This is a genomic window from Congregibacter sp. (assembly GCF_965662665.1).
Classification (GTDB): Bacteria; Pseudomonadota; Gammaproteobacteria; order Pseudomonadales; family Halieaceae; genus Congregibacter.
This window is the reverse complement of sequence record NZ_CBFIIF010000002.1, coordinates 72,824-86,021: the sequence shown is the minus strand read 5'-3', so window position 1 is coordinate 86,021 and position 13,198 is coordinate 72,824. Positions and strand designations below refer to the sequence as shown.

Here is a 13,198-nt window from a genome sequence, read left to right as displayed (position 1 = left end):
GTAGTGGTTGATGCCCTTTGTACAGCGTGACAGCGATAAGCGCATCTCGGCCGTGAGCTTGGAGCCGCAAAGCGGCTTCGACGAGCAGCTGGCGGATGATGATCCTGCACTGCGGGTTTTTCTGGACGGTGTGTCCGGGTCAAGCGCTTTGGCGCTGACGGACCTCGAGTTCGTGCGTGTATTGGAAGACGTGCTCGAGGTCTTGATCGTCAAAAATGTGCTGCTGTTTACCGAGTTACCAGAGCCGGCCCAGAAGAAAATTCTTGATCGCCAGGCTCTGCGGCGCGGCGCCGACGTACTGGACCTGTTGGACAACGATCCCCGAATTTAGCTTACCTTGCCGGGCACTGCCGCCCCGGTGACACCTGTGGCACCGCAGAGAAGCACCGCGTCTTGCTCTGCGCTGCTGCTAACCCCGGTGGCAATACAAGGAACGTTCAGCGATCGGGCTATGTTTGCATAGATTTGGACTAGCGCTCGCTTGCCATCGTTTTTATCAACGCCCCGTACAAAGAGCTGATCGATTTTAAGGTGATCGGTGCCAAGCTCGGTGAGCAGACCTACGTCGCTAATGCGATGACCGATGTGCTGTATGCCCAACTGACTCCCATGCGCTTTTAGGCACTGCTGCAATCGGTGGAAGCCCGCCGGGTCCGTAAACGCCGCAGCTTCACTCATGGACACGCTCAGGCACTGCGCTGCATCTGAATCTTCAGAAAGTACCTGTTCCAGCCAGACAAGGAATTCCTCGTCGGAAAGCGCGGCGAATGTCAGGCTTACGCAGGTTAAACGATTGCTCGTGCGAATCTGTGCCAGGGCAAGAGTGATAACTTCACGATCAACGAGTCCCTCCAGCGAGAGACGGTGGGCCCAGGGCATAAATGCCTCGGGACTGAGCCAGCTATCGTCAGCGAAAATCTGCAGGATTGCTTCGTCGTGAATCAACGATGATCCTGCGTCTATTACCGGCGATATCTCAAGGCGAAGCGTTTTCTTCGCAATGGCGGCGCGAATCCGTGAATCCCACTGAAGGCCTGTTTCCCACCGAGTGGAGAGACGAACACCCCCTTCCTGGGCGAGCGTCACCGGCATTGTGTCCGTATGCGCTGACAGCATTAATGCTTCATCCAGCTCGGTCATCAGTTGGCTGAGTGTTTCGCCCGATTGATAACTCGTACACGCACTCGGCAGCTCGATGAAATCGCCCATGGCGTGGCGCTCGAGGGACTCTCTGATGGTGCTGCGTAGACGCTCGCCCAGCTCTAGGGGCGCCTCCTGGTTGGGCGCTAGCGCTATAAAGTCTGAATTGTTGATTTGCGCTATGGCTAATTCAGTATTCTGCTCGGCCAAGGCCCTAAGGGCAGCACCAATATCTGTTAGCAGAGCATCCATGGCGGGGCGGCCATGCATTTGATTGAGCTCTGTTAGCCGGTAAATGCGGGTAAGCGCTACCGCGCCTTCAGAGGCCGCCTCCTGGGATTGAAGCTGGGCGGTCAGGTGGTCCATGAATGGCTCGCGAGTCTGCAGGCCTGTTCGCGGATCGGTAGTTTGCGACTCACGATTTTCTTTTAAGCGCATCGCATCCTGAGTGAGCATTCCTCGAACCCGGTCCGCCAGCGTGTTCATAGCCCTGGTGACTTTCGCGAATTCACGGGTCGCGGGCACTGGCAAGGAGATAAACCGTCGCTCGCCCATGGCCTCGGCCTGCTCCACGACCTGCTCCAGCGGCTTGAGGATGATCCTCAGGAGTAGTGATCCCAGTACCCCGGCGATGATGATCGCCATAACGAGAGCAACGAGCGTGCGCTTGGCCGTTGACCAAAGTTCTGCAAAGGCAAACTCATCGTGGCTTTTTAGTGTCAGGGTGCCGAGTTGCGTCCAGCCGCTTGTAACCTCGGCAGAACCCGGAGACGCCTCGATAGGAAAAAGCTTTGATAACCAGGCCGGGAAAGGGCTGGAAGCAAAGGTCCTCTGACGGCTAAAGAGGATCTTTCCCTCGGGGTCCCTAAACTCAATCGATTCGTAGGATCCGTGATCAAGCTGCGAGGCTAATTGTATTTCCAGTGCCACAGGATCCAGAGACTGCTGGGATAGCGATAGCGCCAACGCGGTGGCATCGTCATTGTTCTTTATGGATAGCTGTTCCTCCAGATAGCGGCTGCTACTGACGCCGTTAATCAGGAAGGTACTGCCAAAGACCACTAACATCAGAACTACGATGGCGATCCATAACTGTCGATAGAGGGACATGCTGCGCTCCTACCAGGATGCCTTGAAGCCTTCGTCAACAATACGATCCAGAACCTGTCGCCATCGCGAAAGCCGCATTTGCGGATTCGCGCTGCTAGGTCCGGTCGTACCGCTTACCCAAAGGTCATCGGCATTAAAGCTAAAAATAGGTGTCAGATCCTGACGGTTCTCCGCGGGCAGAACCGCGGTATTAATGTTGTCCAAAATAAGTGGTGCCGCAGCTGCAGTCGCATACCACGCGAGCACCATATGCGCCTGGCTCTGGCCGCCGGGGCGCTGAGCTTTGACATAGATAAGTCGCAAGCTGCTCGGGTCGACTCCCAGTGCGAGGAGAGTGATGTATTTGGCGATGGAAAAGTCTTCGCAGTCAGCCTCACCCAGGCCCAGAGATTCCAGCGGCGTAGCCCAGTAATCCTCAACGCCGTAAATTGCCTCATCGCTACTCCAGCGCAATCGGCTATTGAAAAAATCATTGGTCGCCCGGAGTTGCTCAGCAACCGCCGCTGAGTGTGTGCTGACAAGCAGCTGCTCCCACTCGTCTACCGATGCCACAGCCTCGGGGCCAAAGCGTGCTAATGCGGCAGCTCTTAGCGTTTCGAACTCAAGGACATCTGAAAGCGACGCTCCCCGCACCAGGCCAAGGCAGGCAACAAAACAGAGGGTGAGCAAAATAAACCGCCAACCGTGTGTGTTTGAGGGCATGCGCTCGCCGTAGTGAGAACCTGATCACAGTATAGCCTTGATTTACTGTGTAATTCTGCCCTTGGAGCCTTAAAATACGCCTGCTGGAACGCGGCAGATGCTTTTCCGCTTTGGCGCTTGTTTTAAGTTCGTCTGCGCGTTGATTCTAATTATTGGGTGATTCTCTTGCATAACCAAAATTTCCAAGCTCGGATTCTCAGAGCGCTTCGATCGGCGAGTGTGGTAATTGCTGCGGCCACGGCGCTATCTGCGCATGCTCAGGAAGTGACTAACTATGGCGAGGCTATAGTGACCGCGCTGGCGAGTAATCCCGCTGTTACCTCTGCATATTATGAATTTGAAGCGACTCGAGCCTCAGAGCGGGCGGAGCAGGGCGATATGCTGCCCAGCGTGGATTTGTCCGGAGACTATTCGAGTCAGGATCGCCAGACACCCTTAGCGGATTTTGGAGATTACGAGTCGGACTCGCTTCGCTTCTCAATTACGCAGTTGCTCTTTGATGGATTCCAGAGCCGCGATGAAGCAAGGGCCAAGCGCTATGAAAAGCTCGCTCGATACTATGACTTTGAGGCGGCGTCTCAAAACGTAGCCCTCACTGCCACAGAAGCTTACGTTAATACGGTGCTATACCAACGTTTGGTGCAATACGCGGAACAGAACTACGTGGTGCATCGGCAGGTATTCAACAAGATCGAGGAGCGAGCCGCCGGTGGAGTGAGCCAGCGTGTTGACCTCGAACAGGCGACCGCGCGACTCGCTTTGGCGGAGTCTAATTTGCTGACCGAAGTGACGAATCTTCACGACACCCGCGTGGAGTTTCAGCGCATCGTTGGGTTGCTGCCGACCAAGACCTTACCCCTTCCCGAAATGCCGGAGTCGGCACTGCCGCTATCTCGTGATGACGCGCTGAATATGGCTTACCGTAACAGTCCCGAGATTAACCGAGCGATTGAGGAGCTGCGCTCCTCCCGCGAATCTTCCAATGCCACGCGTGGCGCCATGTATCCGCGCATTGATTTGCGCTATCGAAACGAGCAGGAAAGCAACACTGACGGTATTCTCGGCGACTATGATCTGCAGGCTGTAGAAGTTGTGATGAGCTATAACCTCTATCGAGGAGGCTCTGATAGTGCGCGCCGTCGCGAGGCAGCAAGCCGTTACTACTCGTCGGTAGAGCTTCGTAAAGACGCGTGTTTATCAGTGCGCCGTGAGACCATGGTGGCGTTCAACGATGTCGATGTGCTGCGCAGACAGGTGACTTACCTCACCCAACAGCTTGATGCGCAGGACAAGACGCGGCGCGCTTACAACGATCAATTTGATATAGGACAGCGTTCGCTGCTGGATCTTCTGGATAGCCAGAACGAGTTTTTCAATACGCAGCGTGCGTTGATCTCTGCGCGTACCCAACTGCTTGCGGCGCAAGCGAAAACCTTGGCAAGCATTGGTGCACTCACTCGGGCCCTTGATGCTGATGGTTTTAACGCGGACAAGATTGCTGAACTCGAACTTGATCTTCAGCGTGCCGATAAAGAAGAAATCCCCCAGTGTCCTGAGGGTGTTCCTGGAGCGCTGGACATTGACCAGGAGGCCATTTTTCGGCGCCTGGATCGTGCTGCGGGTGCTGGCGGTGAACTTCTGAATGAGGCCAGTACATCGCCTGCGCCAGAGAGTTCGCCAGCGTCGGAGCCTGTGGCAATGGTCGAGTCCTCGCTGATACTTGAGGATCTCGTGCCCGCCGCTGAGACTGTTGTTGTGACAGAGCAAGACCAGGTTAACGAGTCTGTGTTCCAGCCCGGCGACGAGTCAGAGTACTACGCGGTTGGCGAAGGGGAGACGCTGTGGTCTATCGCAGCTCGGGTTCGACCCGAGGGAGCGACGGTGTATCAAACGGTTGCGGCCATTGAGCGCCTAAACCCTGAGGCATTCAATCTGGGCGATCCAAACAGTATAAAGGCCGGCTATACGATCAGTTTGCCTGATGCGCTTGATGTAAACGCTCCAGCACAATCTCCCACACAGTAGGGTCTATCCCCATAGAAAAGTGCGTCGAGTCCACCTCGTAGTGAGTAGCGAGAGGGCTAGAACGATCGATGCAGGCGGGCCACGAAACAATAGTATCCCCGCGAGTAAACACAATCCCCAGTGGCCTTTGGATGGGGGTTGCGGCGTTACGCTCTTTGATTAAACGATTGATGTGCTGTCGGTCTTCGGCGCTGTAGGAGTTCGCCCCCACGGTAAACGAGGGACCTCCAATCACCGGCGTGCCGTAGGTTACGACCGTGCTGACAATCTCGGGAACATCACGAGCAATCTCCCGCGCGACCACCCCTCCAAGACTCCAGCCAACCAGTGCAACCGCGGTGCCTGCGGCCTTGGCTCTTGCCCTTACTATCGGCTTGAGTACGTCGACGTAATGCTGGACATCGCCTTGATTGATTCCCTGACCCCAAGTGCGTGCGTCATAACCTTTTAGACGCAGTAAACGCCGGATCGGAAACATGGAGGACTCCGGGGCTTTGAAGCCGGGGAGCAGCAGTACCGGTTCCCCATGCCCCCGGGGTGCACGAATCAACTTGGGTGAAGAAAGTCCCAGACGGAGGGCTTCACGCCCGACTCTCCATTCTCCCCGAAGATTGGGAAAGCCCATGGCGGTAGGGGCCGGAGCGGGGGGAGGCTTGTGATAAATCCTGTAGTTTTGCAAAGAGGCATTCCAGAGAGCTTAAGGTTCACGCAAAAATTTACGTCACGGATCGCTCCGCGGTTCAAACATTAAACCTGAAGTGCACCACGTCTCCATCCTGTACGACGTAATCTTTACCCTCTAAGCGCCAGCGGCCTGCGTCTTTGGCGCCTTGCTCGCCTTTGTGGGTAATAAAGTCGTCGTAGCCGACGACCTCAGCGCGGATAAAACCTTTCTGGAAGTCGGTATGAATCACGCCTGCGGCTTCTGGTGCTGTCGCCCCAACCTTCACAGTCCAGGCACGCACTTCCTGAGGCCCGGCCGTAAAATAGGTTTGCAGGTTAAGCAGGTTGTAACCTGCTCGGATAACACGGTTAAGCCCCGGCTCATCCATCCCCATGTCCGCCAGGAACTCAGCGCGCTCTTCGTCTTCCAGTTCAATGATCTCGGACTCGAGCTTATTGCAGATCACCACTACCTCGGCGTTCTCATCAGCGGCAATACTCCGCACCACATCGACGTGGGCGCTGCCCTCGAGACCGTCCTCATCCACGTTGGCGATATACAGCGTTGGCTTACTGGTGAGAAGGAACAGGGATTTCACCAGCGCCTGTTCGTTGTCGTCCAGGGACAAGGCACGCACGGGTTTCGCTTCATTGAGGTGCGGCAGGAGTTTGTTCTCCAGCAGCGCCTTCATGGCGATGGACTCTTTGTCGCCACCTTTCGCGGTGCGGGTGACCTTGGATAGCTGCTTTTCGCAACTATCCAGATCTGAGAGCGCCAGCTCGGTGTTTATGATTTCTATGTCTGCTGCGGGATCGATGGCGTTGGCCACGTGAATGACATTCTCATCTTCAAAACAGCGCACCACATGGGCGATGGCATCGGTCTCACGAATGTTCGCGAGAAACTGATTGCCCAGCCCTTCGCCCTTACTGGCGCCAGCGACCAACCCAGCGATATCCACAAACTCCATAGTGGTCGCTATTTCTTTTTGCGGCTTTACCAGTGCTGAGATTTTGCTTTGCCGCGGGTCCGGGACGGGCACTACGCCGGCATTGGGCTCGATGGTGCAAAACGGAAAGTTTTCTGCATCGATGCCCGCACGGGTAAGCGCGTTAAAGAGCGTTGATTTGCCGACGTTAGGTAGCCCAACGATGCCGCATTTAAATCCCATATCTAATCCTTTATCTGCGGAGACTCTATAGAAGAATCTCCGCCATCAAAACTGTGTAATTGCGTCATTGCCTTGCCGGCATCACCGGACAGTAACAGGGGCAACGCTCGTATAGCTTCATCGATACTCGCCGCGATGGCCTCGCGGTCGGCCTGGTTCGCTTTGGAGAGCACGTAATTGCTCACCTGCTTTGCGGACCCGGGATGCCCAATGCCGATACGCAAGCGATGAAAGTCTTTACGGTTGCCCAGTGACGGTACGATATCCCGCAGTCCGTTGTGACCTCCGTGTCCGCCGTCAAACTTAAAGCGCGCTGTCCCGGGCGCAATATCCAGCTCATCATGAGCAATCAGTATCTGAGCTGGATCTATCTTGTAAAAGTTAGCCAGCGCTGCGACAGCTTTGCCGCTGCGATTCATAAAGGTGTTTGGAATCAGCAAGCGAATTTTGTGGCCTGCAAAGAATACCTCACCGACTTCGCCGTGGTACTTGCTCTCAGTTTTCAGGGTGCCGCCTGCGACGCGGGCGAGCTCGCGCACGAAGTCCTCCCCCGCGTTATGCCGGGTGCCCTCATATTGTGAGCCGGGATTACCGAGGCCGACAATCAACTGGATAGTAGCGGGCATGAAGCTGTCCCTCGTTGACTAGGTAACTCTCTATAAACGCATTAAGAAGTACAACGAAAGAGGGCAGCGTAATGCTGCCCTCGATCAGATACTGCAATCGCTATCCGCGAGGAGAGCGGAAACAGATCAGTCCTCGTCGCCTTCGCTCTCGCCTTCTTCAGCGCTAGCTTCCGGTGCATCGGTTTCTTCGTCTTCATCACCGCCGCCACGCTTGGCGCTGACAGAAGTCACAGCCATATCGTGGTCTGCGCCGAGTTCGAGTGCAGTAGATACAACACCCTCAGGCAGCGCGAGGTCAGAGATGTGGATAATGTCAGCAGTAGTGACGTTCTCCATATCGACTTCGATGTACTCGGGGATCAAGCCTGGCAAACAGAGAACTTCCAGTTCTGTGAGCAGGTGCTCGATGATGCCGCCTTCGATCTTAACGCCGTGACACTTCTCTTCGTTGATGAAGTGTAGTGGGACGTTAACCTTGATCGCGACCTTGGCATCTACGCGCAAGAAGTCTGCGTGCATGACGTCGTTGCGTGCCGGGTGACGCTGCAAGTCCTTAAGAATGGCAGGCTGGACATCGCCATCAACGGAAACGTCGATAACCTGCGAGAAAAATGCCTCGTTCTCCAGCGCTTTTTCCAGATCCTTACGGATGATGGTCAGCGGTGCGGGATCTTTGCCGGCGCCGTAAATAATTGCCGGGATGTGATCGACGCTGCGACGCAGGCGGCGGCTCGCACCTTTCCCCAGGTCGCTACGTAGTGTGGCTGCAATAGCCAGTTGTTTAGACATGACTGTCTCCTATCAATATCGGAATTGGGGTCCCCTGCGACCAGTTTCCCCTTCCGTCTAAAAAACGCTCTTCAACTCGTTCTAAAAAAACCTAGCTGAACAGCGCACTAATGGATTCCTCGTTCGATACTCGGCGAATCGATTCGGCCAGTAGATCAGCAATAGTTAGCTGCCGAATCTTACTGATCGTCTTCGCCTCATCCGAAAGCGGAATCGTGTCCGTGACCACCAACTCATCGAGCTGGGAGTTACGGACATTGTCCAGAGCCTTGCCCGACAGTACCGCGTGGGTACAGTAGGCAGCGACTTTTGTCGCGCCACGCTCTTTGAGCGCATTGGCGGCGTTACACAGTGTGCCGGCGGTGTCGACCATGTCGTCTACCAGCAAGCAGGTACGACCCTCGACGTTACCGATGATGTTCATGATCTCGGTCTCGTTGGCCTTGGGGCGACGCTTGTCGATGATCGCCAGTTCAGCTTCATCCAGCTGTTTTGCAATCGCTCGTGCGCGCACCACACCGCCAATATCGGGCGATACCACCATCACGTTGTCGTAGTTGCTGGCCTGAATGTCGTCGTTCAAGACCGGCGAACCATAAATGTTGTCTACAGGGCATCCAAAGAAGCCCTGAATCTGCTCGGCGTGGAGGTCCACGGTAAGCACGCGGTCGACGCCGACGGTATTCATCAAGTCCGCCACAACCTTTGCCGAAATCGGAACACGTGAGGAGCGTACTCGACGATCCTGGCGGGCATAGCCGAAGTAGGGCACCACCGCGGTAATTCGACCCGCTGATGCCCGTCTTAGCGCATCGATCATCACCAACAATTCCATAAGGTTGTCGTTGGTGGGTGCACAGGTGGGCTGAAGAACAAAAACGTCCTTGCCGCGCACGTTTTCGTTGAGTTCAACGGCGACTTCGCCATCACTGAACTTGCCGACGTCGGCCTTGCCCAGCGAAAGATAGAGTCTGCTGGCGACTTTACGGGCCAGTTCCGGGTTGGCGTTCCCGGTAAATACCATCAACTTTGCGGACACGATAAGCCTTCCTCCGCTCACTCACTGTGCAATGAATGTTGTCGCGACAGCGCCGCAACCCTTTCCAACTCTGCTACTGCGCTTCGGCGTTTCGGATACCCAAGCCCCTTGGCTTGTCTGCGGCCCGCCTGCTGCGACCCACTTTTCCTGAGCCCGCCCAAGACCTTTAGCAACAAGGTCTGGGGCAACAAAATCCATCATGGAAAAATGGCTGGGGTGGGAGGATTCGAACCTCCGAATGCCGGGATCAAAACCCGGTGCCTTGCCACTTGGCGACACCCCAATGATCGTTTGCGTCAGCACTGTTTCGCTGAGCTTATTCATTGATGCCTGTGTGTCGGTAAGTTAAACAAAACACCTTACCAAAACACGTTTTACGAGACCGCTAGGCTATCGAGCTGAGCCCGGGCGGGGGAGCTGTTAACCCCTCTAGCCACAAAGCCCTGCCACTCACTCGGCACCTTCTGCAGTATTTCCTGTGCCTGCGCTTTGCTGTCAAAGCTCACAAACACACTTGCACCGCTGCCGGTCAATCTTGCCTCCCCGAATTTCTCCAACCAAATCAACGCCTTATCAACAGGTTCGGCGAGGCGTCGCACGAGGTTTTCGAAGTCATTACGGGTAGGCCCCGTAAAAAAGGCGGCCATTGTGATGGCGGGGGTGTCGCGTGTCAATTGCGGGTGCGAAAAAATCACTTTTGTTGATACATGGCAGCCGGGATGGACGACCAGGTACCAGCGCTCGGGAAGCTCTACAGGACTGAGTTGTTCGCCAATTCCTTCCGCCCAGGCACTGTGCCCGCGCACAAAGACCGGCACGTCGGCCCCCAGTTTTTCACCGATGTCGGCCAACTCATCGACACTCAAATTCAGAGCCCACAAGCGATTGAGACCCAATAGCGTGCTTGCCGCATCGGAACTGCCGCCACCGAGGCCGCCGCCCGTGGGCAGTCGTTTGAGTAGAGTGATTTCTGCGCCCAAGTTTTCGCGATCGCCGCCCTCTGGAGCAGATTTGCGCAAAGCCTTTGCAGCGAGCACAACTAAATTATCCCTCGCATCCAGATCCTCCAGCAGGGCTCCTTCACAGTGAAGTGTGATTTGGCCGTCATAGCGGGGAGTCAGCGTCAATTCATCACCATAATCGAGCAGCTGAAACACGGTTTGGAGCCTGTGGTAACCGTCGTCGCGCCGCCCCGTGATGTGCAGGAACAGGTTCAGCTTGGCGGGCGCTGTCAGGGTGATGGATCGCATGGCGCGGAGTATCGCATGAGAGGCGGCGGTTGCCATGAGAAAACTCGTCGAACGGCAGGCCGCTAGGCGATTGGCGCGACCGGGAGGCACAGGGTACAACTAGCGCCTAAAACTCCCACTCCCGCAAGATGACTTTTAGCGTGAGTCCACTTTCCGATTCCGAGAGATTCAGGCGTGTCGGTGTTGCTAAGCCCTGTTCCGCCCGATATTCGTCGTAGCGGATTATCCATCCGTTTTGCTCTATACGACTTGCCAGGCCTTCATTGGTCTCCAGCACCGTCACGGGCAGAGCTGGATCAGGTACGCCACGGAGCCAATGTTGAATCGAGGCGACGGGTACGGGTAGCAATGCGTCACCCGACAACCAGGGCGCTGCATCAGCGGGGTAAAGACGCTCGATGCCATCGCGACTTACCCGCAGCAGGGCCCCATCATTGCGAATTTCGGTGCTGCCAACACCCAGGGGGCCAGAGAGCCGCAGTTTGCTTTGTTCGCCCAGCTGGCGCCAGTCAAGGCTCGCACTGCCCGCATCCTGGGGCATTCGATAGGCAACCTTGCCTCGCGCACGCCATTCGTTCATGGCCGTGATAACAGTCAGCCGTTCCGCCCAGCGCTCTTGCTCATTCAAGACCGGTGCTTGCGGGGGTGGTGGTGCGGGCGTTGTTGGTATGGGAGGGGCGATGGTGCATGCGCTCAGTACAGTCAGCAGCAATCCCAGTACCGCCCAGGCTGCTGGGCGGCGGTTATAGCGCCGCTGGTCTTGCCCAAAGAAAACCTGCGCCTGCCCAAGCGCTGTCATCAGGAGTCGGCGTCGGCTTGGAGGCTAATGCCTAAACGGGTGAGGGTTTCGTTGAGTATCTCGTGTTGTGGATCTTCCTGAAGAGCACCTCGCCAGACAGTCATGGCGCCTGTTGTTTTACCACTTACCCACAGTACTTCGCCCAGGTGTGCAGCGACCTCTGGGTCAGGGAAACTCGCGTATGCGCGCGTTAGGAACTGTTCAGCATTCGCCAAGTCACCTTGGCGGTAGAGGACCCAGCCCATGCTGTCCAGGATAGATGGCTCGTTGGGGGATATCGCCAGGGCTTTTTCAATAAGTCCTCTGGCTTCATCGAAACGGTCCGTGCGATTGGCCAGTGTGTACCCCAGCGCATTGAGGGCCGTAGCATTTTCAGGGTCGCGCTCAATGATCGTCCGTAAGTCGATTTCCGCCGCCGGGATATCTCCCTGGCGTTCGTAGGCAACCGATCTGGCGTAGCGCAGATTGTCCGATTCGGGGAACTCTTCAATGGCGCGACCGAGAAGTTCGAGCCCGCGCTCGTCGCGTTCGGTTTCGCTGTAAATATTCGCTTCCAGCGCATAGAGCTGTTCTTTTCTATGGGGAAAACTGGCTCTCAGCCGATCCATGTAATCCGCGAGTTCCTGTTCTTTGCCCTCTGCGACCTGTATCTGCGCAATACTGATCGTTGCTTTCATCAGGTCGGCGCCGTCGCCCACTTGCTGAAAAAGCTGCACTGCCTCTTCCAGCTCACCTTCGCCGCGGGCAATCTGGCCAAGGAAAAAATACGCCTCGTCGCTGCGCTGGTTTAATGCGATTACCTGATTCAGGTAAGTCTTGGCGGCTTCGCTGTCTTTAAGTTCGTGGTTGATGAGTGCCAGGGAGAACAGCAGGTCGGCGTTGTGGGGTGCCTCCGCCGACAGGATTTCAAACTGTTTGCGCGCTGCATCCATATCCTGGCTGGCCAGGAGTCGGGCATATTGGAGTCTCAGCTCTGTGCGCGAGGGGTCTTCTTCAAGCGCCTCTTCGATATGGGCGAGGGGCTCATCGGTACTGTCTGCCAGATTTAGCTTTGCCTCGAGAATCAGTGCCTGTCGTTGGTAGGGCTCCAGAGCAAATACCGGCGCCAGTCGCGCACGCGCCGCAGCCGCATCGCCCCGCTCCTCGGCCATAAGGGCGTGGGTCAGCCGCAGAGACACGTCATCGCCGAGATCGTCATCAAGTAAGGCCTGGGTGTCGGTGTCCAGCCCTATCTGATCGCTGGGCCGGAGTGCTTTATAGCGATTGAGCAAAACAGGAAACTTTGCCTTTTCGCCCGCTCTTGCGACTGTTGCAAGATAGGGGAGGGCTTCGCGATTACGGCCCTGGCGTGCTAGCAAGGTAGCGAGCGTGCTGTTCGCCTCTACATTGTCAGGCTCCAGTTCCACCCACAAGCGTACCGCTCGAAAAGCCTCGCGCTCGCGCTGCAGATACTGAGCCAGATGCGTTGCGTGGGCGCTTACTGCAGGATCCTGGAGCACATCCGCTTGCTCAAGATAGGTGTTCAGTGCGGTGTCAAAATCACGGCGTCGCAGTGCAAATTCGGCAAGTAACAGGGGATAAACCGACGCCTCGGGGATGGGGCGCTCGGGAATGGGCGGAGGAGGTGGCTCCGAAGAGCTGCTCGCAACGGGATTCTCTGAGTCGAGCGTAGCGGCACTGTCCGCTACTTGGCCTCCGCTGGCGCAGCCACCCAGCAGAGCGAGGGACGCTAGCAGAGCCAAGCAGCGATTTGCAGTGCAGCTATAGCTCGCGCGCTGCGGGCTGCGGCCGCATTGCGGCCCAGACGTCGAAGCTGCAAGGTGAAATAAGTCGCTAAAAGACATGCATCTTACCGAAACGTTGAAACCGAATGATGACACAGT

The 13,198-nt window shown here is 56.2% G+C and carries 12 protein-coding genes and 1 tRNA gene; 2 read left to right on the top strand and 11 right to left on the bottom strand.

Features of this window, described 5'->3' with window-relative positions; all coding sequences use genetic code 11:
• Nucleotides 1–10: 10 nt before the first annotated feature.
• Nucleotides 11–331: a hypothetical protein gene (locus tag ACTG39_RS01555; protein ID WP_439105757.1), complete on the top strand. Its 321-nt coding sequence runs from the start codon at nt 11–13 to the stop codon at nt 329–331.
• Here ACTG39_RS01555 and ACTG39_RS01550 read toward each other — a convergent pair.
• The gene (locus tag ACTG39_RS01550; RefSeq protein WP_439105756.1) at nt 328–2,250 is read right to left on the bottom strand and encodes a bifunctional diguanylate cyclase/phosphodiesterase; all 1,923 of its coding nucleotides are present in this window, start codon (nt 2,248–2,250) and stop codon (nt 328–330) included. The two genes, ACTG39_RS01555 and ACTG39_RS01550, sit on opposite strands and share 4 nt — an antisense overlap.
• A gap of 9 nt (nt 2,251–2,259) precedes the next feature.
• Nucleotides 2,260–2,952 carry a transglutaminase-like cysteine peptidase gene (locus ACTG39_RS01545; protein ID WP_439105755.1) on the bottom strand — a complete coding sequence of 231 codons (693 nt, stop codon included), beginning with the start codon at nt 2,950–2,952 and terminating at the stop codon, nt 2,260–2,262.
• A gap of 219 nt (nt 2,953–3,171) precedes the next feature.
• Between ACTG39_RS01545 and ACTG39_RS01540 the strand changes: the two genes are divergently transcribed.
• Complete coding sequence (locus ACTG39_RS01540) at nt 3,172–4,977, top strand: TolC family outer membrane protein (RefSeq protein WP_439105754.1); 1,806 nt, start codon at nt 3,172–3,174, stop codon at nt 4,975–4,977.
• Here the strand turns inward: ACTG39_RS01540 and ACTG39_RS01535 are convergent.
• From ACTG39_RS01535 to ACTG39_RS01495, 9 genes are all read right to left on the bottom strand, one after another.
• Nucleotides 4,922–5,656 carry an esterase/lipase family protein gene (locus tag ACTG39_RS01535; RefSeq protein ID WP_439105753.1) on the bottom strand — a complete coding sequence of 245 codons (735 nt, stop codon included), beginning with the start codon at nt 5,654–5,656 and terminating at the stop codon, nt 4,922–4,924. The genes ACTG39_RS01540 and ACTG39_RS01535 overlap by 56 nt on opposite strands.
• 61 nt (nt 5,657–5,717) lie before the next feature.
• Nucleotides 5,718–6,812, bottom strand: coding sequence for a redox-regulated ATPase YchF (gene ychF / locus ACTG39_RS01530; RefSeq protein ID WP_439105752.1), 1,095 nt, complete (start codon nt 6,810–6,812; stop codon nt 5,718–5,720).
• Nucleotides 6,813–6,814: 2 nt separating this feature from the next.
• A complete protein-coding gene (gene pth, locus ACTG39_RS01525; RefSeq protein ID WP_439105751.1) occupies nt 6,815–7,438 on the bottom strand; it encodes an aminoacyl-tRNA hydrolase in 624 nt (207 codons plus the stop codon).
• 126 nt (nt 7,439–7,564) lie between these two features.
• Nucleotides 7,565–8,227 carry a 50S ribosomal protein L25/general stress protein Ctc gene (locus ACTG39_RS01520; RefSeq protein ID WP_439105750.1) on the bottom strand — a complete coding sequence of 221 codons (663 nt, stop codon included), beginning with the start codon at nt 8,225–8,227 and terminating at the stop codon, nt 7,565–7,567.
• 91 nt (nt 8,228–8,318) lie between these two features.
• A complete protein-coding gene (locus ACTG39_RS01515) occupies nt 8,319–9,251 on the bottom strand; it encodes a ribose-phosphate pyrophosphokinase (RefSeq protein WP_439105821.1) in 933 nt (310 codons plus the stop codon).
• Between the two features lie 223 nt (nt 9,252–9,474).
• Nucleotides 9,475–9,549: transfer RNA gene (locus ACTG39_RS01510), tRNA-Gln, on the bottom strand.
• A 91-nt stretch (nt 9,550–9,640) separates the two neighbouring features.
• On the bottom strand, nt 9,641–10,516 hold the full coding sequence (gene ispE / locus ACTG39_RS01505) for a 4-(cytidine 5'-diphospho)-2-C-methyl-D-erythritol kinase (protein ID WP_439105820.1): 876 nt from the start codon (nt 10,514–10,516) through the stop codon (nt 9,641–9,643).
• 106 nt (nt 10,517–10,622) lie between these two features.
• Nucleotides 10,623–11,315, bottom strand: a complete 693-nt coding sequence (gene lolB, locus ACTG39_RS01500) for a lipoprotein insertase outer membrane protein LolB (RefSeq protein ID WP_439105749.1) — start codon at nt 11,313–11,315, stop codon at nt 10,623–10,625.
• Nucleotides 11,315–13,057, bottom strand: a complete 1,743-nt coding sequence (locus tag ACTG39_RS01495; protein WP_439105748.1) for a tetratricopeptide repeat protein — start codon at nt 13,055–13,057, stop codon at nt 11,315–11,317. The genes lolB and ACTG39_RS01495 overlap by 1 nt, the downstream gene beginning before the upstream one ends.
• Nucleotides 13,058–13,198 lie beyond the last annotated feature (141 nt).

Excerpts from the sequence above, each read along its gene's own strand:
- ACTG39_RS01550 (WP_439105756.1), bottom strand. The coding sequence starts at position 2,250 with ATGTCCCTCTATCGACAGTTATGGATCGCCATCGTAGTTCTGATGTTA.
- lolB (WP_439105749.1), bottom strand. The coding sequence starts at position 11,315 with ATGACAGCGCTTGGGCAGGCGCAGGTTTTCTTTGGGCAAGACCAGCGG.
- pth (WP_439105751.1), bottom strand. The coding sequence starts at position 7,438 with ATGCCCGCTACTATCCAGTTGATTGTCGGCCTCGGTAATCCCGGCTCA.
- ychF (WP_439105752.1), bottom strand. The coding sequence starts at position 6,812 with ATGGGATTTAAATGCGGCATCGTTGGGCTACCTAACGTCGGCAAATCA.
- ACTG39_RS01545 (WP_439105755.1), bottom strand. The coding sequence starts at position 2,952 with ATGCCCTCAAACACACACGGTTGGCGGTTTATTTTGCTCACCCTCTGT.
- ACTG39_RS01515 (WP_439105821.1), bottom strand. The coding sequence starts at position 9,251 with ATGGTATTTACCGGGAACGCCAACCCGGAACTGGCCCGTAAAGTCGCC.
- ACTG39_RS01555 (WP_439105757.1), top strand. The coding sequence starts at position 11 with ATGCCCTTTGTACAGCGTGACAGCGATAAGCGCATCTCGGCCGTGAGC.
- ispE (WP_439105820.1), bottom strand. The coding sequence starts at position 10,516 with ATGCGATCCATCACCCTGACAGCGCCCGCCAAGCTGAACCTGTTCCTG.
- ACTG39_RS01520 (WP_439105750.1), bottom strand. The coding sequence starts at position 8,227 with ATGTCTAAACAACTGGCTATTGCAGCCACACTACGTAGCGACCTGGGG.